The 23,905-nt window shown below is 70.8% G+C and carries 23 protein-coding genes; 7 read left to right on the top strand and 16 right to left on the bottom strand.

Annotation, left to right across the window (positions count from 1 at the left end; all coding sequences use genetic code 11):
* Window positions 1-48: 48 nt before the first annotated feature.
* Genes ACIBK3_RS20995 through fabG form a run of 5 tightly spaced genes read right to left on the bottom strand, consistent with a single transcriptional unit; the run spans window position 49 to window position 5,557 of the window.
* Complete coding sequence (locus ACIBK3_RS20995; RefSeq protein ID WP_399367428.1) at window positions 49-843, bottom strand: SDR family NAD(P)-dependent oxidoreductase; 795 nt, start codon at window positions 841-843, stop codon at window positions 49-51.
* A 16-nt stretch (window positions 844-859) separates the two neighbouring features.
* Window positions 860-2,068 carry an acetyl-CoA acetyltransferase gene (locus tag ACIBK3_RS20990; RefSeq protein ID WP_399367426.1) on the bottom strand — a complete coding sequence of 403 codons (1,209 nt, stop codon included), beginning with the start codon at window positions 2,066-2,068 and terminating at the stop codon, window positions 860-862.
* Complete coding sequence (locus ACIBK3_RS20985) at window positions 2,068-3,504, bottom strand: OB-fold domain-containing protein (protein ID WP_399367424.1); 1,437 nt, start codon at window positions 3,502-3,504, stop codon at window positions 2,068-2,070. Before ACIBK3_RS20985 ends, ACIBK3_RS20990 begins: the two co-directional genes overlap by 1 nt.
* 1 nt (window position 3,505) lies before the next feature.
* Window positions 3,506-4,756 (bottom strand): acetyl-CoA C-acetyltransferase, encoded by a 1,251-nt coding sequence (locus tag ACIBK3_RS20980; protein WP_399367422.1) that lies wholly within the window; start codon window positions 4,754-4,756, stop codon window positions 3,506-3,508.
* 54 nt (window positions 4,757-4,810) lie between these two features.
* A complete protein-coding gene (fabG, locus tag ACIBK3_RS20975) occupies window positions 4,811-5,557 on the bottom strand; it encodes a 3-oxoacyl-ACP reductase FabG (protein ID WP_399367420.1) in 747 nt (248 codons plus the stop codon).
* Window positions 5,558-5,678: 121 nt separating this feature from the next.
* On the opposite strand from fabG, the gene ACIBK3_RS20970 reads away from it, so the two are divergent.
* The 3 genes from ACIBK3_RS20970 to ACIBK3_RS20960 all read left to right on the top strand — a co-directional run bounded on the left by ACIBK3_RS20970 (window position 5,679) and on the right by ACIBK3_RS20960 (window position 8,523).
* Window positions 5,679-6,905: an acyl-CoA dehydrogenase family protein gene (locus ACIBK3_RS20970; RefSeq protein ID WP_399367418.1), complete on the top strand. Its 1,227-nt coding sequence runs from the start codon at window positions 5,679-5,681 to the stop codon at window positions 6,903-6,905.
* A 157-nt stretch (window positions 6,906-7,062) separates the two neighbouring features.
* A complete protein-coding gene (locus ACIBK3_RS20965) occupies window positions 7,063-7,320 on the top strand; it encodes a hypothetical protein (RefSeq protein WP_399367416.1) in 258 nt (85 codons plus the stop codon).
* A 3-nt stretch (window positions 7,321-7,323) separates the two neighbouring features.
* Window positions 7,324-8,523 carry a flotillin family protein gene (locus ACIBK3_RS20960; RefSeq protein WP_399367414.1) on the top strand — a complete coding sequence of 400 codons (1,200 nt, stop codon included), beginning with the start codon at window positions 7,324-7,326 and terminating at the stop codon, window positions 8,521-8,523.
* Between the two features lie 82 nt (window positions 8,524-8,605).
* Here ACIBK3_RS20960 and ACIBK3_RS20955 read toward each other — a convergent pair whose 3' ends face one another.
* The 4 genes from ACIBK3_RS20955 to ACIBK3_RS20940 are packed head-to-tail and all read right to left on the bottom strand — an operon-like array spanning window position 8,606 to window position 12,834.
* Window positions 8,606-9,616: an alkaline phosphatase family protein gene (locus tag ACIBK3_RS20955; protein WP_399367412.1), complete on the bottom strand. Its 1,011-nt coding sequence runs from the start codon at window positions 9,614-9,616 to the stop codon at window positions 8,606-8,608.
* 59 nt (window positions 9,617-9,675) lie between these two features.
* A complete protein-coding gene (locus ACIBK3_RS20950) occupies window positions 9,676-10,548 on the bottom strand; it encodes a carbohydrate ABC transporter permease (protein ID WP_399367410.1) in 873 nt (290 codons plus the stop codon).
* Window positions 10,545-11,552, bottom strand: coding sequence for a carbohydrate ABC transporter permease (locus ACIBK3_RS20945; protein ID WP_399367408.1), 1,008 nt, complete (start codon window positions 11,550-11,552; stop codon window positions 10,545-10,547). Before ACIBK3_RS20945 ends, ACIBK3_RS20950 begins: the two co-directional genes overlap by 4 nt.
* Before the next feature lies 1 nt (window position 11,553).
* A complete protein-coding gene (locus ACIBK3_RS20940; RefSeq protein WP_399367406.1) occupies window positions 11,554-12,834 on the bottom strand; it encodes an extracellular solute-binding protein in 1,281 nt (426 codons plus the stop codon).
* A gap of 366 nt (window positions 12,835-13,200) precedes the next feature.
* Here ACIBK3_RS20940 and ACIBK3_RS20935 point away from each other — a divergent pair, with 366 nt between their 5' ends.
* Complete coding sequence (locus ACIBK3_RS20935; protein ID WP_399367404.1) at window positions 13,201-13,953, top strand: DeoR/GlpR family DNA-binding transcription regulator; 753 nt, start codon at window positions 13,201-13,203, stop codon at window positions 13,951-13,953.
* A complete protein-coding gene (locus ACIBK3_RS20930; RefSeq protein ID WP_399367402.1) occupies window positions 13,950-15,311 on the top strand; it encodes a 6-phospho-beta-glucosidase in 1,362 nt (453 codons plus the stop codon). Before ACIBK3_RS20935 ends, ACIBK3_RS20930 begins: the two co-directional genes overlap by 4 nt.
* A 361-nt stretch (window positions 15,312-15,672) precedes the next feature.
* On the opposite strand, the gene ACIBK3_RS20925 is transcribed toward ACIBK3_RS20930, so the two are convergent.
* Entirely contained in the window at window positions 15,673-16,263 is a 591-nt protein-coding gene (locus ACIBK3_RS20925) for a DUF2889 domain-containing protein (protein WP_399367400.1), read from the bottom strand.
* Window positions 16,260-17,099, bottom strand: a complete 840-nt coding sequence (locus tag ACIBK3_RS20920) for an enoyl-CoA hydratase-related protein (RefSeq protein WP_399367398.1) — start codon at window positions 17,097-17,099, stop codon at window positions 16,260-16,262. Before ACIBK3_RS20920 ends, ACIBK3_RS20925 begins: the two co-directional genes overlap by 4 nt.
* A 183-nt stretch (window positions 17,100-17,282) precedes the next feature.
* Here ACIBK3_RS20920 and ACIBK3_RS20915 point away from each other — a divergent pair, with 183 nt between their 5' ends.
* Window positions 17,283-18,086, top strand: coding sequence for a FadR/GntR family transcriptional regulator (locus ACIBK3_RS20915; RefSeq protein WP_399367396.1), 804 nt, complete (start codon window positions 17,283-17,285; stop codon window positions 18,084-18,086).
* A gap of 156 nt (window positions 18,087-18,242) precedes the next feature.
* Window positions 18,243-19,424 carry an amidohydrolase family protein gene (locus ACIBK3_RS20910; RefSeq protein ID WP_399367395.1) on the top strand — a complete coding sequence of 394 codons (1,182 nt, stop codon included), beginning with the start codon at window positions 18,243-18,245 and terminating at the stop codon, window positions 19,422-19,424.
* A gap of 71 nt (window positions 19,425-19,495) precedes the next feature.
* Here the strand turns inward: ACIBK3_RS20910 and ACIBK3_RS20905 are convergent, their stop codons facing one another.
* The 5 genes from ACIBK3_RS20905 to ACIBK3_RS20885 all read right to left on the bottom strand — a co-directional run bounded on the left by ACIBK3_RS20905 (window position 19,496) and on the right by ACIBK3_RS20885 (window position 23,902).
* Complete coding sequence (locus tag ACIBK3_RS20905; protein ID WP_399367393.1) at window positions 19,496-20,623, bottom strand: serine hydrolase domain-containing protein; 1,128 nt, start codon at window positions 20,621-20,623, stop codon at window positions 19,496-19,498.
* Window positions 20,613-22,085 carry a class I adenylate-forming enzyme family protein gene (locus tag ACIBK3_RS20900; protein ID WP_399367391.1) on the bottom strand — a complete coding sequence of 491 codons (1,473 nt, stop codon included), beginning with the start codon at window positions 22,083-22,085 and terminating at the stop codon, window positions 20,613-20,615. The genes ACIBK3_RS20905 and ACIBK3_RS20900 overlap by 11 nt, the downstream gene beginning before the upstream one ends.
* 4 nt (window positions 22,086-22,089) lie before the next feature.
* Window positions 22,090-22,512, bottom strand: a complete 423-nt coding sequence (locus ACIBK3_RS20895; protein WP_399367389.1) for a MaoC/PaaZ C-terminal domain-containing protein — start codon at window positions 22,510-22,512, stop codon at window positions 22,090-22,092.
* Window positions 22,509-22,961, bottom strand: coding sequence for a MaoC family dehydratase N-terminal domain-containing protein (locus ACIBK3_RS20890; RefSeq protein WP_399367387.1), 453 nt, complete (start codon window positions 22,959-22,961; stop codon window positions 22,509-22,511). The genes ACIBK3_RS20895 and ACIBK3_RS20890 overlap by 4 nt, the downstream gene beginning before the upstream one ends.
* A gap of 80 nt (window positions 22,962-23,041) precedes the next feature.
* On the bottom strand, window positions 23,042-23,902 hold the full coding sequence (locus ACIBK3_RS20885; RefSeq protein ID WP_399367385.1) for an enoyl-CoA hydratase-related protein: 861 nt from the start codon (window positions 23,900-23,902) through the stop codon (window positions 23,042-23,044).
* Between the last annotated feature and the right edge of the window lie 3 nt (window positions 23,903-23,905).

Here is a 23,905-nt window from a genome sequence, read left to right as displayed (position 1 = left end):
CGGAGGCGCGCTCTGGAAGCGCCTCCGGCTACGGGGGAATGCCCCGCGTCACGCGTCCCGCAGGTCCGCGACATACGGCTGATGGGACAGCAGCCCGCCGTCCACGCGCAGGGTGTGCCCGGTGATGAAGGCCGACTCGTCGGACGCGAGGAACACGACCGCCGACGCGACGTCCTCCGGGAGCCCCAGGCGCGGGGTGAGGTGATGACGCAGCATCGCCTCCCGGATCGCCCCGTGCGCCGAGCCGGAGCTGGCCGGCGTGACGATGAAGCCGGGCGCGATGGCGTTGCAGCGCACGCCCTGCTTGCCGTACTGGGTGGCCACGTACTGCGTGAGGTTGATGAGGGCGGCCTTGGACGCGCCGTACGCCGGATTGCGCAGGTCGCCGGAGAGGCCGGCGCCGGACGAGGTGTTGATGATCGAGCCGCCGCCGCGGGCGACCATGTGCGGGACGGCGGCCTGGATGGCGACCATGGTCCCGCGCAGGTTGATGCGCATTGTGTCGTCCCAGACCGCCGGATCGGCGTCCACGACGGCGAGGTCCTGGCGGGCGGCCAGGTGGGTGGCCGCCGCGTTGTTGTGCAGGACGTCGAGACCGCCGTACGTCTCCACCGCCGCGGCCACCATGGCCCGTACGCTCTCCACGTCCCCGAGGTCGACCCCGACCGCCGTCGCGGAGCCCCCGGCGGAGCGGATCTCCTCCGTCACCGCCTTGGCGCCGTCGAGGTTCAGGTCGGCGACCACCGTGTGGGCGCCCTCGGCGGCCAGGCGGCGGGCGGTGGCCGCGCCGATGCCGGACGCGGCCCCGGTGACGACGGCGATCTTGTCTTCGAGTCGCGCCATGGCGGTACCGCCTTCTCTATTCGGTGAGTTGACTTCCGACGACCGACACGAACGAGACGCACTCGCCGGGTCCGCCGCCGAGGTTGTGGGTCAGGGCGAGCGAGCGTCCTTCGGCCACGGACTTCACGGTCCGCTCGGCCGGTGCCTCGCCGCGCAGTTGCAGCCACGCCTCGAACATCATGCGCAGCCCCGAGGCGCCGATGGGGTGGCCGAAGGCCTTCAGGCCGCCGTCCGGGTTGACCGGCAGCGAGCCGTCCAGATCGAACGCCCCGCTGACGACGTCCTTCCAGCCCTGACCGCGCTCGGAGAAGCCCAGGTCCTCCATCAGCACCAGCTCGGTGGGCGTGAAGCAGTCGTGGACCTCGGCGAGCGCGAGCTCGGTGCGCGGGTCGGTGATGCCCGCCTGCCGGTACGCCTCCCGCGCGGAGGCGACGACCTCGGGGAAGGTGGTGAAGTCGTACTCCGGGTCGAGGAGCCCGTCGGCCGGCCCCGCGGCGAAGGACAGCGCCTTCACGAAGATCGGCTTGTCGGTGTACCGGTAGGCGTCCTCGGCGCGTACGACGATCGCCGCCGCCGAGCCGTCCGAGACGCCCGAGCAGTCGAACACGCCGAGCATGCCCGCGACGATCGGGGCCGCCTTGATGCGCTCCGACGGCACCTCCTTGCGGAACTGGGCGCGGGGGTTGCGGGCGCCGTTGAAGTGGTTCTTCCAGGCGATCCTGGTCATGACGTCCTTCATCTCCTCCTGCGCCAGGCCGTACTTGTCGGCGTAGGCGGGGGCGAGGAGGGAGAAGTTGGCCGGGGCGGTGATCTCCCCGCGGCTGTCGTCGCCCGCGCCCGGGATGGCGGTTCCCGACAGCCCGGACATGCCGGAGTCCTTGAGCTTCTCCACGCCGACGGCCATCGCCACGTCGTACGCCCCGGAGGCGACGGCGTAGCAGGCGTTGCGCAGGGCCTCGGAGCCGGTCGCGCACATGTTCTCGACGCGGGTGACCGGCTTGTTGGGCAGGTGCAGCGCCCGGCTCAGGGTCAGCCCGGACACGCCGGACGCCTGGGTGCCGAACCAGTACGCGTCGATGTCGTCGAGGGTGATGCCGGCCGAGGTGACCGCCTCGCCCACGGCGTCGATCAGCAGGTCGTCCGCCGAGCGGGTCCAGTGCTCGCCGAAGGGCGTGCAGCCCATGCCGACGATCGCGACCCGGTCCCTTATTCCGTGCGAGCCCATCAGTGTGTCCCCTCGGTCTCGCCCGCGCGCACCGGCCGGGCCTTCCAGAAGTAGTTGTGCACCCCGGACGCCGTGACCGTGCGCCGGAAGGTCATCTCCACCCGGGCGCCGATGACGGCGTCGGCCTCGGTGGCGTCGGTGAGCTGGCAGCGGAACCGGCCGCCGCCGTCGTAGTCGACGACCACGACGAGCATCGGCGGGCTCGGCGTGTGGGCCAGCCGGTCGACGGTGAACGTGGCGACCGTGCCGCGCACGTGCTGCATCGGTTCGTCGGTCATGGCGTCGACGCTGTGGCAGGAGGTGCACACCCGGTCCGGCGGCAGATGCCGGGTACCGCACTTCTCGCAGCGGGAGGCGACGAAGCCGTACTTCCAGGCGGTGCGGCGGTGTGCGGGCGGGGCGTACGGCGGCTCGGGGTCCGGCCGGCGGGGTGGTTCGCGGTCGAGGAGGCCGCGCCAGGACAGGTAGGTGGCGTACGGCATCGGGGCGCTGCCCGCGGCGATCTGCCCGGCGACCGGACGGGCCGCACGGTGGGCCGGGAGCGCGTCGGTGGTGCGCAGCAGGAGGACTCCGGCGCCGTCTCCGAGGACGACGAGGGCGATGGTCTCGCCGGGCCGGGCCCGGTCGAGGACGTCGGCGAGGAGGAGGCCGGGCTGGGCGGTGCCGGCGTTGCCGATCGCTCCGGCCAGGTCCGCGGTCACCGCGTCGGGACGGACCCCGGCGGTACGCCGGACCGTGGCGCACGCGCGCGCGTGCAGGCCCGCGACCACGAAGTGGTCGATCGATCCGATGTCTACGCCCGCGTGGTCGAGGGCCGCGGTGAGCGCCTTGTCCGCGAGGGACACGTAGATCTCCTCGGCGAAGCGCTCCTCCCAGACACGGGAGGAGGCGGCGCCGGGCAGGCGCCAGCGTTCGAGGATCTCGTCGCTGACCGTGTCGTGGGCGAGCAGCTCCGCGATGACGGGGGCGCCGTTGCGGTGGCCGCCGAAGACGAAGGCCGCCGCGCCGTCGCCGCCCGCGGTCTCGTCGCCGCCGCCGGGCAGGCCGGTGCGCAGGTCGGACAGGACCGTCAGCGTCGGGATCGGGGAGCGGGCGGCGGTCAGCAGCGCGCCGAGGCCCGAGCGGACGGAGCCGGCCATGTCGGCGGCGAGCACATGCTCGTCGAGGCCGAGCGCGGCGTGCACGGCGGTCGCGTTCGTCTTGTCGAGGTAGGCGGGGGCCGCGGTGGCGAGGAAGAGCTGGCCGATGCGGCCGCGCAGGCCGTCGCGGGCCAGGGCGCCGCGGGCCGCCTCCACGGCCATGGACGTGGTGTCCTCGTCGTAGCCCGCGACCGCGCGGGTGCCCTTGCCGCCCCGCGTGCCCAGTACGGCGGCGACGTCGGCCCGGGCGAGGCGGTGGTACGGCACGTAGGCGCCGTATGCGATCAGTCCGGCCATATCAGCGACCTCCATTGGCGTTGATTGCGTCCGTCGGCCGCTCGAAGACCGCGGCCAGGCCCTGGCCGCCGCCCAGGCACATGGTCTCCAGGCCGTAGCGGGCCTGGCGGCGGTCGAGTTCGTGCAGCAGGGTGGCGAGGATGCGGCCGCCGGTGGCGCCCACGGGGTGACCCAGCGAGATGCCGGAGCCGTTGACGTTGAACCGTTCGAAGTCGGTCTCAGTCAGGTCCCAGGCGCGGGTGCAGGCGAGCACCTGGGCGGCGAAGGCCTCGTTGAGTTCGATCAGGTCGATGTCGGCGAGCTTCAGGCCCGCCCGTTCCAGGGCCCGGGCCGTGGCGGGCACCGGACCGATCCCCATCGTCTCCGGCGGTACCCCGACCACGGCCCAGGAGACCAGGCGGCCCAGCGGGCGCAGGCCGAGTTCGGCGGCGCGCTCGGGGTGGGTCACGACGCAGAGCGCGGCGCCGTCGTTCTGGCCGCTGGCGTTGCCCGCGGTGACGGTGGCCTCCGGGTCCTGGCGGCCGAGCACGGGACGCAGCGTCGCGAGTTTCTCCAGCGTGGAGTCGGGGCGCGGGTGTTCGTCGGTGTCGACGACCGTCTCGCCCTTGCGGGTGCGTACGGTGACGGGCACGATCTCGTCGGCGAACCGGCCCTCCCGCTGGGCCGCGACGGCCTTCTCGTGGGAGCGCAGGGCCAGCTCGTCCTGCTCCTCGCGGGAGATGGCGTACTCGCGCCGCAGGTTCTCCGCGGTCTCCAGCATGCCGCCGGGGACGGGATGGTTGACACCACCGGACGTGACGCGCCCGCGCGCCAGCCGGTCGTGCAGCGTGGTGCCCGCACCGCGCACGCCCCACCGCACACCGGTCGTGTAGAACTCGGCCTGGCTCATGGACTCGACGCCCCCGGCCAGCACGAGGTCGCTCGCGCCGGTCTGCACCTGCATCGCGGCGGTGATGATCGCCTGGAGCCCGGATCCGCAGCGGCGGTCGATCTGCAGTCCCGGCACCTCCACGGGCAGACCGGCGTCCAGGGCGGCCACGCGGCCGATGGCCGGGGCCTCGCCGTTGGGGTAGCACTGGCCCAGCAGGACGTCGTCCACGGCCGCGGGCGGTATGCCGGTGCGTTCCAGCACGGCACGTACGACCGTGGCGGCGAGCTCGGCCGCCGTCACGTCGCGGAAGACGCCGCCGTAGCCGCCGACGGGGGTACGCAGGGGTTCGCAGATCACCGCGTCACGCAGGGGGGCGGGCATCGGGTGGGCCTTTCGTCGGTCGTGTGTGTGGTCGTACGGGGCTGAGGTCGGCGTTCACATGTACCGGCCGCCGGTCACCTCGATCACGGCTCCGGTGATGTAGCTCGCCAGGTCGGAGGCGAGGAACAGGACGGTCTGGGCGACCTCGGCGGGTTCGCCGGCGCGGCCCATCGGGATCTCCGCGAGCTTCGCGTCCCAGGCGGCCTTGGGCATCGCCTCGGTCATGGCGGTGCGGATCAGGCCGGGCTGCACGGCGTTGACGCGGATGCCCGCCTTCGCGAGTTCCTTGGCGGAGGCTTTGGTGAGGCCGACGAGTCCGGCCTTGGCGGCGCTGTAGTTCGTCTGGCCGAAGTTGCCGACCTTGCCGGCGATGGAGGAGATGTTGACGATGCTGCCGCCCCGACCGTGCGCGCGCATCGCCTCGGCGGCGAACCGGGTGCCGTTCCAGGCGCCGGTCAGATGGACGTCGACGACGGCGCGGAAGTCGGCGAGGGCCATCTTGCGCAGGGTCGCGTCCCGGGTGATCCCGGCGTTGTTGACCATCACGCCGACCGGTCCGAAGATGTCGGTGCCGTGGGCGACGAGGGCGGCGACCTCGTCCTCGTCGGTGACGTCACAGCGCAGCGAGGTGGCAGCCACACCGTTCTTGACCAGGCGTTCGGCGGCTTCCGCCGCGGCGTCCTCGTTGATGTCGCCGAGGACGACGGAGGCGCCCTCGGCTCCGAGGACACCGGCGATCTCGAAGCCGATGCCCTGTGCGCCGCCGGTGATCACCGCGTTGTGGCCGTCCAGCAGTCCCATGTCAGCCGCTCCTGACTCGACGCCATCCTCTGCTATTCCTTACAAATAGATAACCTATTATGCTGAAACAATCAATACAGCGATCGGCTGGGTGAGCGGGCCGGACGAGGAGAGACGCCAGGTGGACATCAGCTATCCCCCGGAGACCCAGACGTTCCGTACCGAGGTCAGAGCGTTCCTCGCCGAGACGCTGCCGCCGGACTGGAAGGGCATCGGCGCCCTCGACGAGGAGCCCGCCTGGGCCTTCGCCCGCGACTGGCGCCGGCTGCTCGCCGAGCGCCGCTACCTCTCCCTGACCTGGCCCGAGCAGTACGGCGGCCGGGGCCTCACCAAGCTCCACCAGGTGGTGCTGATGGAGGAACTGGCGCTGGCCGGGGTGCCGTTCGGCCTGCCGCAGGACACCTTCGGTGTGAAGATGCTGGCCAACACGCTGCTGCGCTGGGGCACGGACGAGCAGAAGGCCCACTTCCTCCCCCGCATCCTCAGCGGCGATGACACCTGGTGCCAGGGGTACTCGGAGCCGGACGCGGGATCCGACCTGGCCTCCTTGAGGACGCGCGCCGTGCGTGACGGCGAGGAGTGGGTGATCGACGGCCAGAAGGTGTGGACCTCCGGCGCGCACCACAGCGACTGGATCTTCGTCCTGGCCCGCACGAACCCCGACGCCCCCAGGCACCGCGGCATCTCCTTCCTGCTCGTCCCGCTCGACCAGCCCGGTGTCGAGGTGCGGCCGTTCCGCATGATGAGCGGCCAGCTGCACTTCAACGAGGTCTTCTTCAACGGGGCCCGCACCCGCGCCGACCTCGTCGTGGGCGGCGTCGACAACGGCTGGACGGTCGCCCAGAGCCTGCTCGGCGTGGAGCGCGGGGAGGAGGCGGCGACCAACCCGATCCTCTTCAGGGCGGAGGTGGAACGCCTCGTCGAGCTGGCCCGGCTGTACGGCAAGGACCAGGACCCGGTGATCCGGCAGCGCATCGCCTGGTGCTGGTCCAAGGTCGAGATCATGCGCTATCTCGGGTACCGGATCCTCACCGGTTGGCTCAAGGGCACCGAGCCCGGCCCCGAGTCGTCCATCGCCAAGCTGTACTGGAGCGAGTACCACACCAAGGTCACCGATCTGGCGATGGACATCATGGGCCTGCACGCCCAGGTGCCGGTCGGCCGCCCGCCCCTGCGCACCTACCGCACCGACGACCCCGGCGCCGCGAACTCCTCGGCGTCCTGGTCGACGACGTACCTGATCGCCCGCTCCGGCACGATCTACGCGGGCACGTCACAGGTGCAGCGGAACATCCTCGCGGAGAAGGTGCTGGGGCTGCCGCGCGAGCCGAGGGCCGCGGCGGGTTAGAACCCGGCCGGGAGATGCTGTGCCGCCTGCGACGACAGAGCGCGTCGGGGGCGGGGCGGGCGACGCACGGTGGGCCGGATCGTCATGCCCGTTGGGCCCCCGGCCCCAGTGGGTCTATCGTCGGGAACCTGGGGCCAGACGATGGAGGACGGCCGTGATGCCGCAGGACGAGGCCGTGATCGGCTGCACGGGGAAGCTGCTCATCGGAACCCGCGGATCCGCGGGCCCCGGCGAGATCCTCGTGCGGGTCAGAGGCGGCTCCGAGACCTTCCTCGCCTGGTCCGAGGATCCCCTGCCCACCGGAGCGACCGTGCTCGTGATCGAGTCGCGCGGCTGCCGCGAGGTCGGCGTCATCGAGTGGGCGGATCCATTGGACGCGCTCGTGGCGATGCCGCCGGCGCCGACTGAGGAGTAGACAATGTTCGGATACCGCGTTCCCGCTCCCGACGAGGCGATGCTGATCTCGGGAGGACGGCGGGGACTGGGGGGCGCGCCGTTCCGAGTGGTGACGGGGCACGGCAAGTTCGTTCTCCCGATCTTCCGCAAGACCCGGTTCCTCACCCTGTCGATGTGCGAGTCCGAGGTCACCGAGACCTGCGTGACCAGGCAGGGCATCTCGCTGCACGTCCGCGCGGTCATCGCCTTCAAGGTCGGCAACGACCACGAGAGCATCATCAACGCGGGCCAGCGGTTCCTCTCCGACCAGGACCAGATGTCGGTGCTGACCGGCCGGATATTCGCCGGCCACCTGCGGGCCATCATCGGCTCGATGACGGTCGAGGAGATCGTCACCGAGCGGCAGAAGCTCGCCGCGGAGGTCCTGGACACCTCGAAGACCGAGATGGCGAAGATCGGTCTGATCGTGGACTCGCTGCAGATCCAGTCGATCGACGACGGCGACACCGGCTACATCGACGCGATGTCCGCGCCGCACAAGGCGGCCATCCAGCGGCAGGCCCAGATCGCCCAGGCCCAGGCCACCCAGGCCTCGGTCGAGGCGGAGCAGGCGGCGGCCCGTAACCAGGCGGAGTACGCCCGGCAGACCGCCGTGGTCAAGGCGGAGTACTCGGCCGAGGTGGACCGGGCGCAGGCGAAGGCCGCGCAGGCCGGACCGCTGGCACAGGCCCACGCCCAGCAGGAGGTCCTCGACGCCCAGACGGACCTCGCCCTGCGCCAGGCCAAACTGCGCCAGCAGCAGCTGGTGTCCGAGATCGTGAAGCCCGCCGAGGCCGAGGCCGAACGGATCAGGGTGCTCGCCGCCGCCGAGGCCCAGCGCATGCGGATCCAGGCCGAAGCCGCGGCCTCCTACGACCGGGTCGCGCTCGACCGGATGCTGATCGACCAGCTCCCGCAGATCGTGAAGGAGGCCGCGGGCGGCCTCGCCGGCGCCAACGTCAACGTCCTCAACGGCGCCGACGGTCTCGGCGAGATCGCCGCCGGCCTGGTGTCCCAGGGCCTGACGATCCTCGACTCGGTCCGGCAGAACCTCAACGGCCATGACTCCTCCGACGGCCGCCGTCCCCCGGAGGACAGCGCCAACGGCAACAACAACGGCCTGCTCCAGTTGCACGCGCGCAAGGACGGCAAGTCGGGCGACGGGCCGGTCGACGTCGACTAGGGGCTCCCCGTACCGCGATGTATCTGCGCTTTCGCCCGGTGCGGTGACAGACGTACCGGGCGTCGCGACGCCGCGGAAAGGATCAGAAGCCCCCCTGGCCGGGCCGGGGCAGGACGCGGCCCTGCAGGCCCCAGGCGGGGTCGACGGGGATGCCGAGACGGTCCAGGACGGTGGGGGCCACGTCGACGAGGCGGGGGGTGTCGAGCAGGGTGCCGCCGGGCATGCCGGGCTCGGCGAGGATGACGAAGACCTCTCGCTCGGCACGTGTGTCGCCGCCGTGGCCGCCGGTGTCGAGGTGGCCGTGGTCCGTGGTGACGAGCACGGTCCAGTGTTCTTCGGCGCGGCCGGGGTGGGAGCGCCGGGCGTCGATCGCGTCCAGCAGCCGCCCGAGGTGGGCGTCCTGGGCGAGGAGGGCGTGGTCATAGGCGGGGCTGAGGGGGCCCGTGGTGTGGCCGGCTTCGTCGGCGGCGCCGAAGTACACGAACACGACGTCCGGGTCGCCTTCCGTGAGCCAGTGCACGGCGGTGCCGGCGACCAGGCGGTCCGCGGCTTCGTAGCCCTCCGGATCGCCGTCGTGCACCACCCGTCGGCCGATGGCGGGGCCGAGCGTGCCGCGGTGGACCAGTTCGGCCCACGACACCGCGGCCGCGGCGCGCAGACCGGGCCGGGCGGTGACGGCGCGGCTGAGGAAGTCGGGGTAGCGGGAGTAGTCGGCGCCGGTGAAGTCGTTGCCGGTCACCCCGTGACGGTCGGGCCACACTCCGGTCAGCACGCTCGACCACCCGGGTCCCGAGTCGGTGTAGGCCATGCTGGTCGACGGCCCGCCCTCCGCCTGCCCGTCCACCTCGCCGTAGGGCAGCAGACTGGTGCCGTGGGCGCCCGCCGCCATCAGCCCTTGCAGCACGGGCGCCGTGGACGGCGAGCGAAGCCGGCCGGGGGTCCCCCCGGCCGCGGGCTCGGGGACGGTCAGCCGGTCGAAGCGCACCCCGTCCAGGCCCACCACCAGCACCTTGCCGCGCTCCGCGCCGTCCACCGTCCCCTCCTCAGCATGCTCACCGGCCGCCGGCCACCCCGGCGGATCGACATCCGTCATTCCTCACCTCTCTCGACGCCGAGGAGCCGCCTCCTCGCAGACCGGGGGCGACAACGGCTTCAGCTGCCCTGCACGGCACCTTCCGTCGCGCCCGCGATGAAGCCTCGGGCGAAGATCGAGAAGACGATGAGCATCGGGACGGAGGCCATGAGCACACCGGCCATGACCATGCTGTAGTCGGTGTTGTGGGCGACGTTGAGCTGGGCGAGCGCCACCTGCAGGGTGACGTGGCCGGGCTTGGTGAGCACGACGAGCGGCCAGATGTAGTCGTTCCAGGCGTTGACGAAGGCGTAGATGGCGAGGAAGGACAGCCCCGGCTTGATCATGGGCAGCGTGATGTTCCAGTACTGGCGGAAGAACCCGGCGCCGTCGATGCGCGCGGCGTCGAGGAGTTCGTCCGGCACGCCGCTCTGGATGTACTGGCGCAGCCAGAAGATTCCGAAGGCGTTGGCGAGGGCGGGCGGGGCGAGTGCCCTGAGCGTGCCGACCCAGCCGATCTTGGAGACGAGGATGAACTGCGGGAGGATGCCCAGCTGCAACGGCAGCATCATGAACCCCAGCAGCGCGGCGAAGAGCACCCTGCGTCCGGGGAAGTCGAACTTGGCGAAGGCGAAAGCGGCCAGGGAGTCGATGAACAGCACCAGGACGGTGGTGACGGACGCGACGATGATGGTGTTGAGCATCGACCCGAAGAAGTCGATGGTCTTGAGCATGTGCCGGATGTTTTCCAGCAGGTGGGAGCCGAAGGTCAGCTTCGGCGGACTCTTGTAGATGTCCTGGGTGGTGTTGGTCGCCATGATGATCGTCCACACGAACGGGAAGACCGAGATCAGGACAGCCAGGATGAGGAAGACGTGCGCGCTCAGGCCCCTGGGGCGTCGGGGGGACCGCCTCGTGTCCATCGCCCTCGGCGTCGTGCCCGCTGCTGTCATGGTTTCCTCCCTCGTTGCACGATCCGCCAGTTGATGACGACCAGCACGATGATCAGTACGAAGAAGGCCCACACGATGGCAGCGCCGTAGCCGTAGTCGTTGTTGACGAAGGCCGACTGGTAGAAGTAGAGCAGCGTGGTCAGGCCCGCCTGGCCGGGGCCGCCGAGGCTGGGGTTGGCGGCCTCGCTGGCGAAGAGGACCTGGGGTTCACTGAAGCTCTGCAGGCCGTTGATGGTCGAGATGATGACGGTGAACAGAATGATGGGCCGCATGATCGGCATGGTGATCTGGAAGAAGGTGCGGACGGGGCCGGCGCCGTCCAGTTTGGCCGCCTCGTAGACCTCCTTCGGGATGGTCTGGAGCCCGGCCAGGTAGATGATCATGTTGTAGCCGGTCCACATCCAGGTCATCAGCAGCGCGATGACCAGTTTGATCAGCCACGGGTCGCTCAGCCACGGGACGGGCGAGATGCCGACCGTGTCCAGGATCGCGTTGACCAGACCGAAGTTGTTGCTGAAGACCGCGCCGAAAAAGATCGCCACGGCGACGATCGAGGTGACGTTCGGCACGTAGAGGGCGATGCGGTAGAAGCCCTTGAACCGGCGCACCGAATGCAGCAGCGTCGCCAGCACCAGGGCACCGACGAGCGTGGGCACGGTGGACAGGACCCAGATCACCAGGGTGTTGCGGATCGACAGCCAGAAGACGGGGTCCTTCCACAGGAACCGGAACTCCTGAAGGCCCACGAAGTGCATGGTGCCGATGCCGTCCCAGCGCTGGAAGGCCAGATACAGCGAGTAGATGACCGGGAAGAACGAGAAGGCGAGGAAGACCAGGTAGAAGGGCGAGATCGCCAGGTACTGCCGCCAGTAGGACAGCGCCCCGCGACGCCTGACCCGTACGGCGCCTGCGGGCGGGGTGCGCCGCGGGCGGAAGCGGGCCGGGCCCGGCCCGCCGCGGTGTTTGGGCACCGCGGCGGGGCCGGTGACCGGAGGTGAGGACATGTCAGCTCACTCCCTGCCGCTGGCCGATCTGCTTGGCCTGGCTGACCGCGTCCTTCCAGGCGTCGTCGGGCTTCTTGCCCTTCGCCTCGATGTTGGTCAACTCGGTCAGGTAGGGGGCCATGACGGCGGCGTCGGCGGGTGCCTCGTAGCTGTCGGGGATGGCCTTGGCGGCCGGGCCGAAGACCTCGATGATCTTCTGTCCGCCGAAGAAGGCGTCCGGACCTGTCATGGCCGGCATCGCGTAAGCGGCAGGACAGGCAGGGAAGATGGCGGCGTCGGTGAATCCGCGGGCGTCGTTGGCCGGGCTGAGGATCCAGCTGATGATCTTGAATGCCTCTTCGGGATTACGGCACTGCTTGGGCAGGGCCAGATAGGAGCCGCCCTGGTTGGCCGGTCCTCCGGGGTTCGGGCTGACATGCCACTTGCCCTTGGTGTTGGGGGCCGCCTGCTCGATGTCCAACGCGTGCCAGGCCGCGCCGAGTTCGGTGGTGAGGGTGCCCTTGCTGAGGGCGGCGTTGTGCGTGTTGTCGTTGATCTTGCCGTCGAGGCCGAGCTGGTAGGGGCGGACGGAGAGATCCCAGGCGGCGCGTATGTGGTCCTGGTCGCCGATGAAGTGGTTGTTCTTGTCGATGAACCGCTGGGTCCCCTGGCCGACCGCGATGTTGAACACCGAGCCGAGGTTGTTGATCAGGTAGGTGCCGGGCAACGCCTTCTTCAGCTCGGCGCCGAGCGCGTAGTAGTCGTCCCAGGTCTTGGTTTCGGCGGCGACCTTGGCCGGGTCGGAGGGCAGCCCGGCCTTGTCGAACAGGTCCGCGCGGTAGTAGAGCGCGGTGGGACCGATGTCGATCGGGAAACCGATCTGCTTGCCGTCGGTGGTCTTGGCGAGCTCGGTCTTCCAGCCCAGGTACTGGGAGGCGAGGTTCTTGAAGCCCAGCTCGTTCAGGTCCAGGAAACGGTTGCCGTTGGGCAGGAAGGAGGCGATGTCCTCCCCCTTGATGCCGGTGATGTCCGGGACGGCGGCACCCGCCGCGAGGGTCGTGGTGAGCTTCTGCTTGAAGTCGCCGCCGATGGAGGCGACGGTCAGCTTGACCTGGCTGCTGAAGTGCGTCTTGGCCTCGGCGACGACCTTGTCACTGAGCGCGCCTCCCCAGTACCAGAGGGTCAGGTCCTTGCTGTCCTTGCTGCCGCTCGATCCTGAGTCGCCGCCACATGCTGCGGTGGCGCCGGCCGCGGCGGCCGTCAGGGCGGCGGCCTGAAGGAATCGTCTGCGGGAAAGATCCACGATCTTCTCCTAGTTCTGGGCGGGTTCTGCGCGTCGGCCATATCGGGTATGTCCGACAGGACCTGTGAGTCGTGAGCCGTGGAGGGGTGCGGCGGGAGGGCCGGGTGGCTGAAGAGCATCGGCGTGGTAGGAACTCTTCAGCCACCCGGGGCGTGTGAGCTGGTCCTCTCAGACGGTGCCGAGGCGTCCGTGACGGCGGGATATGCCGTTCGTCCGCTTCGGCCGACCGGAGTGGGGTCCGGACCTCGCTTGAATTACGCAAGAGAGTGCACCCGGTGCGCGACTTTGACAAGGGTCAAGCGAATATCGAGACATTCATGCGTGACTTTGCTTGAGTTTGAAGAGTTCGCGAGTATGGTCAGCGGCATGCTCGCTGACCGAAGACATCAGCTGATCCTTCGCGCCCTGCGCTCGGACGGGCCCATCTCGGTGGTCGCCCTGGCCGAGCAGGTCGGGGCGAGTCAGGCCACGATCCGTCGGGACCTCGTACAACTTGAGGACGAGGGACTGCTCAAGCGGGTCTACGGCGGTGCCGCCCCCGTGCTGGGCGAGGACGACCCGTTCGCCGACGTGGCCGGCGTCCGGGTCGAGGCGAAGGACGCGCTGGCCGCCTGGTGCGCGGACCTCGTCAGGGACGGGGAGACCGTGCTGCTCGACATCGGCACCACGGCCCACCGGGTGGCCCGCCACCTGCACGGCCGGTCGCTGACCGTGATCACCAGCAACCTCGCCGTCTACGAGGAGCTCCAGGACGACAAGGACGTCCAGCTGATCCTGCTGGGCGGCGTGGTCCGGCGCGACTACCGCTCACTGGTCGGCTTCCTCACCGAGGACAACCTGCGGCAGGTCCACGCCGACCGGTTGTTCCTCGGCACCAGCGGGGTCCGCCCCGACGGCCAGGTGCTGGACACCACCGCCGTCGAGGTGCCCGTCAAGCGGGCGATGATCGCCGCCAGCGCCCAGGTGGTCCTGGTGGCGGACACCGGCAAGTTTCCCGGCACCGGAATGGCCCGGGTGTGCGGTCCTGAGGAACTCGACGTCGTGGTGACCAACGCCCCGGTGGACGAGAAGACCGGTAGCCGTCTGCGTGAGGCGGGAGTCGAGGTGGTCGAGGTATGAGACTGACGATCCTGGGGGGCGGCGGCTTCCGCGTCCCGCTGGTCTACCGGGCACTGCTCGGCGACCACGGCGACGGACGCGTCACCGACGTGACCCTGTACGACCTGGACGCCTCCCGGCTGACGACCATCGGCAAGGTCCTCGCCGACCAGGCGGCCGGGCACCCGGACGCACCCAGGGTCACCGTCACCACCGACCTGGACGAGGCGGTCACCGGAGCCGACTTCGTGTTCTCCGCCATCCGGGTCGGCGGGCTCGCCGGCCGCGCGGCGGACGAGCGGATCGCGCTGGAGGAAGGTGTGCTCGGCCAGGAGACCGTCGGCGCGGGCGGCATCTCCTACGGGCTGCGCACCATCCCGGTGGCTCTCGAGATCGCCCGGCGTATCGCCGCCCTGGCCCCCGATGCCTGGGTCATCAACTTCACCAACCCCGCCGGCATGGTCACCGAGGCCATGACCGCCCTCCTCGGCGACCGCGTGATCGGGATCTGCGACTCCCCGGTGGGTCTGGGCCGCCGCGTGGCGGGGGCGCTCGGCGTCGACCCGGCGCGCACCAGCCTGGACTACGTGGGTCTGAACCACCTGGGCTGGCTGTGCGGCCTGTACGCCGACGGCCGTGACCTGCTGCCGTCCCTGTTCGAGGACGAGGCCGCCCTGACCTCCTTCGAGGAGGGCAAGCTCTTCGGCGCAGACCTGCTGCGCACGCTCGGCGCACTGCCCAACGAGTACCTGCACTACTACTACTTCCACCGCGAGTCGGTCGGCACCACGCGGGCCGCCGAGCACACCCGGGGCGCCTTCCTCCACACGCAGCAGCAGCGCTTCTACGACTTGCTGGACACCGCGGGCGACGGCCCGACCGCACCCCGTGCCGCGTGGAACGCCTGGGACGCCACCCGGCTGGAGCGCGAGACCACGTACATGGCGGAGAACCGCGACGCCGTCGGCATGGGCGAACGGGACTCCTGCGACCTGGAATCCGGCGGGTACGAGCAGGTGGCCCTCGCTCTCATGCGGGCCATCGCCCGGGACGAGCGGACCACGCTCATCCTCAACGTCCGGGGCCGCGGCCGTATCCCCGCCCTGGACGACGACGCCGTCATCGAGGTCCCCTGCCATGTGGACGCCAACGGCGCCCGCCCCATCGCCGGCGCCCCGTTGCCCGACCACGGCCAGGGCCTGGTGTGCGCCGTCAAGGCGGTCGAACGCGCGGTGATCCACGCCGCCACGAGCGCGGAGCGGGCCCACGCGGTCAAGGCGCTGACCATCCACCCGCTGATCGACTCGTACACCGTCGCGAAGCGCCTGCTGGACGCGTACCAGCGGCACTTCCCCGAGCTCGCCTACCTGGGCCGCTAGGGCCCTTCTGATGGATCTCCGTGGGAGAAGGAGCGGCGTTCGGTGCGTGCGATCGCCGTGCGGCGTGGAGGGTCATGTGGCGGAGCCACCTGGCCCTTCGCGCCGTGCGGTGAGCGTGCGTGCCGGGCGTCGCGACGCCGCGGAGATCCATCAGAAGGGCCCTAGTCAGCGGATCCGGCCGGCGACGGTGTGCGCACACTCCAGGGACTCGGTGTGCGGGGTGCCGACCTCCAGGCCGTAGCTCACGTGGTCCGGTCCCGCGATGCCCCCGCGGCCGCGGGCCGCTGATGGACGCTGTCCGGCGCGAGCCGGCCATGTGGGTACAGCCGGCCGCGGGACAGCAGCGGGTCGTCCTTCGCGTTCAGGCGCCGGACGTCCCCGGTTCACGGCCCTCGAAGGTCTTGAGCGGCGGCACCGGACGCGGGCCGGTCCCCGGGACCCAGCCCGCGTCCAGCTTGCGCAGGCCCACGCCGTTCGGTGCCCAGATGTGGCAGCTGTTCAGCACGCCCGCCGTGGAACGCGGGTCGTGGGACTGCTCGCCGGCGTAACGCAGGCCCGCGTTCGCCGAGATGGCCGCCTGCACCACCGCGGGACCCAGGGCGCGGGCCAGCTCGTGGAGGTGCGAGCAGCCCAGCACCCCGCGGAACCGGTCCTGGATCGCCCGGTTGTACCCGGCGGCGACACTGAGGCCGACCAGGCCGTCGAAGACCGGCGTGATCAGCGGGCACTCGGCGTGCGGGAAGGTCCGCATGTCCGCGTCGGCGTGCACGACCACCATGTCGGCCAGACGTACCCGGACCGCGAGCACCATCCGGTGGACGACGTCGGCCGGCGGCTGGGCCCAGGGGCGCACGTCGCTCAGTTCCGCCTCGACCGAGATCCCGTCGCCGCCCTCCGCGTACGCGGTGACGGTGATCGTGCGGCGGTGCAGCGGAAGTTCGGAGCGCGTCATGATGAGGCCTCCTGCCCGAGCGCGGGGGCCACGGCCGGAGTCTCCCCCAGCCCCGCGAACCGCGGCGGCCGGCGCTCGATGAAGCTGAGCACGCCCTCCCGGTAGTCCGGGGCGCGTTTCGCGGTGGCCAGCAGCGCGGCCGCGTCGTCGCGGCTGTCGGTGAAGGACTTGGCCTGATCGTCGGCGAGCTGCCGTTTGATGAGGGACATCGCGTACGGGCTGGCGGAGCGGGCCAGTTCGGTCGCGTACGCGAGCGCCGCCGGGAGCAGCTCCGCCGGCTCCACCAGGCGGTTGACCAGCCCCATCGCCATCGCCTCGGTCCCGGTGATCCGGCGCGAGGACAGCAGCAGGTCGGCGGCGTTGCCGTAGCCGACCAGCCGGGGCAGGAGCCAGGACACGCCGTCCTCGGCCACCAGCCCGCGGGCGCTGAAGGCGGCGGCGAACTTGGCGTGCGGCACGGCGAACCGGACGTCGCACATCAGCGCCTGGTTGAACCCGATGCCCGCGCAGGCGCCGTTGACGGCCGCCACCACGGGCTTCGGGAAGGACATGGGGCGGGTGCGCGGGGGCAGCTGGTCCGTGGGCCACGGGCGGGCTCCGGACGACGCCGCGTCCAGCACGCTCATGTCCATACCCGGACAGAAGCTGCGGCCCGCCCCGGTGAGGACCACGGCCCGGACCCGCGGATCGGCCTCCGCGCGGTCGAACAGCTCGTTGTAGAGCAGCTCCATCTCCAGCGTCCACGCGTTGTGCCGCTCGGGCCGGTTCAGGGTGAGGAGCATGACCCCGTCGTCGGTGAGCTCGGTGAGGATCACCGGGGTCGGGTTCTCGGTCATCGAGGTCACTCCCACGGGCCCGTTGGCTGCGACAGCCACGTTTATAGCTAGATGAATCATCTATATACCAATGACGGCCCGGACACCAGATCAGGTTCCCCCGAAGGCAAGATCACCCACCCCTTGACCTGGTACCCTCGATGCACTAAGACGATTCATTTGGCTATATGAGGAGACCCCACCGTGGCCGAGGCAGCCCGCGCAGCAGAAACGGCGATCGTGCCCGCCCCCTCCCGCAATCGCGTCGGACGCCAGGTGCGGGTACCGAAGACCGCCGAGCTGGTCGCCGGGCACCTGCGCCGCCAGATCGTACGGGGTGAACTGAAGCCGGGCGACGCGCTGCCGCCGGAGTCGGGCCTGATGGAGCAGTTCGGCATCTCGCGCCCGACCCTGCGCGAGGCGTTCCGGGTCCTGGAGTCGGAGTCCCTGATCACGGTGCGCCGCGGCGCCCACGGCGGCGCCCGGGTGAGCGCGCCCGACGCCGATGTCGCCGCCCGCTTCGCCGGACTGATCCTCGAGTACCGCGGCGCCACCCTGGGCGACATCTACCGCGCGGCGGCCCTAATCGAGCCGCCCTGCGCCCGCCAGCTCGCCCTCAAGCACACGACGGACGACATCAAGCGGCTGCGTAACGCGGTGGCGGCCGAGAAGGCCGTCCTGGACGACCCGCTCTCCCTCGTCGACGCGCAGGACGCCTTCCACGCCCTGCTGGTCGAGCTCACCGGCAACCAGACGCTGATCCTGCTGTGCGGCATGCTGCGCAGCATCATCGACCGCGCCAACGCGTCGTACACCGCGGGCGCCACCGACGCCGAGACCCAGAAGGCGCAGGCCCTCAAGGGACACCGGGCGCACGTGCGGATGGTCGGCCTGATCGAGTCCGGCAAGGCGGAGGAGGCCGAGAAGCTGTGGCAGCGGCACATCTCCAGCGCCGACGACGTCGTGAACGCGGCCGGGCCCAAGACGGTACTCGAACTCCTCGACTGACCGGACTTCCCCGCGGCGGGCCACCTCCCCGCCGCGGCGGACCGCCCCCGCACCGCCACGAGCCGACCTCCACCCACCCCTTGCGCTCGATAAACAGTTAGATAATTATAGAAGGCGTACTGAATAGCTAGCTCCTGGGGTCCGGAGGCGACGGGCATGGCCGAACAGCGCAAGCGAATCTTCGACTGCGACCAGCACATGTACGAGGAGCGGGACTCCTTCACCCGCTACCTCCCGAAGGAGTTCCTCGGTGCGGCGGTCGCACCGGTGACCCTGCCGGACGGGCGGGAGGTGATCCTCGCCGGCGACCGGATCGTCGTATGTCTGGAGCCGGAGTTCGGGCAGGTCTACCGTCCCGGTTCACTGAAGGAGATGCTCAAGGCGATGGCCTCGGGCAATCCCGAGGAGACGTACCAGTTCGAGCCGATGCACGAGTCCTACCAGAACCGCGACGCCCGGCTGCGGGTCATGGACGAGCAGGGACTGGACCAGACGATCATCTACCCGGGCGGCTGGGCCCTGGTCGCCGAGGAGTACGTGAAGGGCGTCGAGCCGCTCTACGCCAACTATCACTCCTTCAACCGGTACATGAACGAGGTCTGGGGCTTCAACCACCAGAACCGCATCTACGCCCCCGCGCTGCTGTCGCTGCGCGACCTGCCCAGCGCGGTCAAGGAGCTGGAGTACGTCCTGGAGCAGGGCGCCCGCTTCATCCTGCTGCCCACCGGGCCGGTCTACGGCCGCTCGCCGGGCGACCCGTACTTCGACCCGTTCTGGAAACTGGTCAACGAAGCCAAGGCCAGCGTCTGCTACCACATCAGCGAGTTCTACTACAACTCGCAGGTGGCGCCCTCCTGGGGTTACGACCCCAACCCCATCCACTTCCGGATGTCGGCCTGGCAGTGGCAGAACACCTACGGCCAGCGCCCGATCGAGGAGACGCTGTCGGCGCTGATCTTCGACAACCTCTTCGGCCGGTTCCCCGACATCAATGTCCTGGTGTCCGAGTTCGGCTCCGAGTGGGTGCCGCACTTCGTGCGCCACATGGACAAGAGCCGGGGCATGGGCCGCAACGGCCCCTGGGTCGGCGGCCAGTTGGACGAGCGTCCCAGCCAGGTCTTCCGCAAGCACGTCCGCGTGGTGCCGTATCCCGAGGACGACATCGTGAACGTCGTCAAGCGGCTGGGCTACCACGAGTCCATCGTGATGGGCTCCGACTTCCCGCACGCGGAGGGCCTGGCCAACCCGGCCGACTTCCGCAAGCTCATCGCGGAGCTCGGCGAGTCCGCGCAGGACGACATCATGTACAACAACGCCCAGCAGCTGATCGTCCGCTGAGCGTCGCGGGACCGACGGGGCTGAGCCCGGTACCGGATTCCGGTACCGGGCTCAGGCCTGTCCGGCTCGTTCTAGTCCGTGAGGTCCGCGGCGAGGTTCGCGATGTTGGTCAGCAGGGCGGTGCCGCGCCGGGAGTGGTCGTAGCCGGCAAGGGGGTAGCCGTTGCTCAGGCAGACGAAGGAGAGGCCGGACTCCGGGTCCAGGAAGCCGAGTTGGTAGGCGGCTCCGGCGCTGCCGAAGAGGGCGGGTGAACCGGTGGACGGCAGGTTGCTGCCGGCGTCGGGTCCGGCCACGGTGACGAACAGGCCCATGCTGGTGCGGCGGTTGCCGCCGCCCCCGTAGATCTGCTCCCCGTACGGGTGCTCCGTCAGCCGGATCCGGGTCCCCTCCGCCACCGCCTCCGGCTTCCACAGGCCCGAGTGCTCCAGCGCCTGGAAGTACAGGGCGACGTCGGCGGCCGTGGCGACCAGCGCGTGGCTGGGCTCCCCGGCGGCGAGCACCCGCGGATCGGACAGGTACCAGGGGCCCCAGGGATCGGGCTCCTGCTCGTCGCTCGTGCGGTCGGTGGCGATCATCGGGGCGACGGTGCCGGGCTGCCGGTCCACCGGGACACCGAGTTCGAGCGAGGACAGGCCGAGCGGTCCGGCGATCCGCTCGCGCAGGTAGTCGGCGAAGGCCAGGCCGGTACGCCGTTCGACGATCTCGGCGACCAGCCAGGCGGCCGAGGTGAGGTGGAACTGGAAGCGGCTGCCCGGCGGGTAGTCGAGCCGCCAGCGGCCGAAGGCGGCGAGGCGCTGCTCGCGGTCGAGCATCTTCGGGTACCCGAGCGGTGCGAAGGGGAAGCCGGCGGTGTGTGTGAGCACCTGCTCGACCGTCACCTCCTCCTTCCCGTTGGGCGCGAACTCCGGGATGATCGCGGCGACTTGCTCGCCGACGTCCAGCAGGCCCTCGCCGATCAGCTTCCACACCGCGCCCGCGACGATCGACCGCCCGACGGACTGCAGGACGTATCGCGTGTCCGGTTCGGCCTCCCCCCAGGTCTCGAAGGCCACCAGTCGCCCGCCCCGCGCCACGGCGACCTGGGCGGACGGCAACGGTCCGTGCTCGACCTCCAGGCGGATCCTGCGCAGCAGTACGTCCAGGCGGTGCGGGTCGACGCCGGCGGTTTCCGGGGCGACGACCGAGTGGTCAAGCGTCACGTGTCTCTCCTTCGAACGCGGTGGGTTCCCGGAGAGTCCGGCGTACGACCTTGCCGTTGGCGTTGCGGGGCAGGTCGTCCACGAACCACCAGCGGACGGGGACCTTGAACCCGGACAGCCGGGCGCGGGTGTGGCTGTGGAGCGCCGCCGGCTGTGGCGGGGCGTCGGGATCGGCGGGGACGACGAAGGCGACGACGGTCTGTCCGAGCCGCTCGTCCGGAACGCCGGTGACCGCCACGTCCGCCACGCCGGGGTGCGCGGACAGGACCGTCTCCACCTCCAGCGGGTGGACGTTCTCGCCACCTCGGATGATCATGTCGGTGCTTCGGCCGAGCAGGTAGAGATAGCCGTCCCCGGCCACGCGGCCCAGGTCGCCGCTGTGCAGCCAGCCTTCGGCGTCGATCCGGAACAGGTGGTCGGCGCGGGCGTGGATCTCGCCGACGCCGTCCGGCCCGGGGGCGTGGACCCTGAGCTCGACGCCGGGGGCGGGCCGCCCCACCGAGCGCAGCAGTTCGCTCCGTCCGGCGACCGCCTCCCGGTGGTCCTCGGGGGTGAGCACGCTGATCGGCGAGCCCTCGGTCTGGCCGAACATGTTGAGCATGCGGACCCCGGGCATCGCCTCGTACGTTCTCCGCAGAGTGCCGGGACGGACGGGTGCGCCGCCGTACTGGAGGGTGCGCAGGGTCTCGTGACGGGCCTGGCCGGCCGCGAGCAGCGTCTCCAGCATCGCCGGGACCATGCTGGTGTGCGTGGTGCCGAGGTCCCGCAGCAGGGTCCAGCCCTCGACGGTGAAGCGGGGCAGGCCGGTGATCAGCGCGCCGGCGGCGAGGGCGACGGCGATGTTGCCGAGGCCCGCGATGTGGTGGAAGGGGGCGCTGCCGCCGTAGAAGCTGTCGGGGTCGAGTGCGCACAGGTGCCCGTTGACGCGGGCCCGGGCGGCCAGGCGTCGCTGGGTCATGGGGACGGGCTTGGGCCGGCCTGTGGTGCCGGAGGTGTGCAGGACGGCGGCGAGTTCGCCGGGGTCCGCTGTCAACTCCCTTGAGCTGGGGTGCAGTTCGGGCACGACGGCGATCCGCAGGCCGGAGAGCTCGGCGACCTGTCTGCCGAGGTCGGCGAACTCGGGCTGGGCCAGCAGGACGGGAGAGTCCGTGGCCCGCACCACGTCCGCGAGCTCGTACGCGGTCATACGCACGCCGAGCGGTGCCAGCGGGTGGCCGGAGCCGGCGCCGCCGATGACCAGGGCCAGGGCGTCGGCGGAGGTGGCGACCAGGGCGGGCACCGGCGTACCGGGCTCCGGGCCGAGCGTGTCCAGCCAGTCGGCCGCGCCGGCCGCCCGGTCGAGCAGTTCACGTCCGGACCAGGTCAGGTCGCCGAACCGGACGGCGGGGCGGGCGTGGTCGTAGGCGCGGCTCACCATGGAGGTCCAGGTGGCCGCCTGCACCCCTTCCTGCGCGGCGGCCATCGGCTCAGGGCTCCAGGCGGGCCGCCGCGGTACCGGTGACCACCTCGACGCCGTTCTGGTTGACCGTGCGCAGGGCGAAGTGGGCGACCGGGCCGGCCGGCGTGTCCTCGATCGACTCGACGGTGGCCGTGGCGGTCAGGGTGTCACCGGGCCAGACCTGGGCCTTGAAGCGCACGCCGTAGCGCAGCAGCGCCCCGGGGCCGACCCAGTCGGTGAGGACGCGGCCGGTCATGCCCATCGACAGCATGCCGTGGGCGAAGACACCGGGGTATCCGGCGGCCTCGACGGCGAACTTCTCGTCGGTGTGCAGGGGATTGAAGTCGCCGGAGGCGCCGGCGTACTGCACGATCCGGGTCCGCTTGAGGTCGTCGACGAGGATGCTCTCGCGCGTCTCGCCGACCTTGATGTCGTCCGGGCTCAGGCTCATCGGGCGTCCTTCGGGGTTGCCGGGCCCTCGGGGACGACGGCCACGGTCACGGCGCTGACGACCGGCTCGCCGTCGGCGTCCCGGTACTCGGTGATGCGTTCGCTGAACAGGAGCCGGCCGGTGCGGCCCTGCTTCTCCCAGCTGCGTCCGGTGCTGAGGTGCGCGTAGAGCGTCTCGCCGGCCCGCACCGGACGGTGGTACTCGAAGTGCTGCTCGGCGTGCAGCCCGCCGGCGCCCTCCGCCATGACTCCGGCGTCGCGGCCCGACCCGAACCACTCCTCGTCCGGCTTGGGACGCAGGTGGTAGTCGGGGTCGTAGTGGGCGCTCGCCATGGTGAAGGTGGGCGGCGCCAGCGCCGACTCACCCGCGTACGCCGGGTTCTCGTCGCCGATGGCGCGGGCGAACATCATGATGTGCCCGGCCTCGACGGGGAACGGCTGCCCTGTCATCGTCGTGCTCCTCGGTCGAAACAGCGGATCTGTACGGCAGATCGGTACAGCGGGTCAGTGCGGCAGATCGGTACAGCGGGTCAGTACGGCAGGAACGCGTCCCGGGTGGCCTCGTCCGGGTCGAAGTCCGGCGGGAGTCCCTCGAACTTGGGCTCCCGTTTCTCCACGAAGCTCGCCACGCCCTCGCGGAAGTCGGGTGAGCCCGCGAAGAACTCCATCGCGGAGTAGGAGCGGGCGAGGGCGTCGGTGAAGGGGCGGTCGAGGTCGCCGTACACCTGGTGGCGTACGACGGCCATGGCGCGCGGAGAGCAGTTGCGGGCGATGTCCCGGGCGTAGGCGCGCGCGGCGTCGAGGAGGTCCTCGGGTTCGACGACGCGGCTGACGAGGCCGAGGTCCTTGGCCTCGTCGGCGTCGAAGACGCGGCCGGACAGCAGCAGGTCGAGCGCGTTCTCCAGGCCGATGACGCGCGGCAGCACGTACGGGAGGTTGTACTCGCCGGCCAGGCCGCGGCGGGTGAAGGCGGTGGTGAAGCGGGCCCCGCGGGCGGCGAAGCGGACGTCGCAGATGAGGGCCTGGACCAGGCCGATGCCCGCGCACGCGCCGTTGACGGCGGCGATCATCGGCTTCGGCATGTTCCGCCTGCTGTACATGGGGACGCGCGCCTGGAGGTTGAGGGACTCGCCCGGCTGCGAGTTCTGCTCCAGCCGCTGCATGTCCATCCCGGGGCAGAAGGCCCGGCCCGCCCCGGTGACGACCACCACCCGGACGGCGGGGTCCTGCGCGGCCTCGTCGAGGAGCGCGAAGAAGCGGCGCTCCATGGGAATGCTCCACGCGTTCTTGCGCTCGGGCCGGTTCAGGGTGACGGTGGCCACGCCGTCCTCGTCGACCTCGTACAGCACCAGGTCCAGGTCCTCAGCGGACACCACGGGCTCCTCCGGCATCAC

The sequence above is a fragment of the Streptomyces sp. NPDC050287 genome (genome assembly GCF_044459385.1).
Taxonomy (GTDB): Bacteria; Actinomycetota; Actinomycetes; order Streptomycetales; family Streptomycetaceae; genus Streptomyces.
The sequence above is the reverse complement of the archived record's forward strand: the minus strand, read 5'-3'. Positions and strand labels throughout refer to the sequence as shown.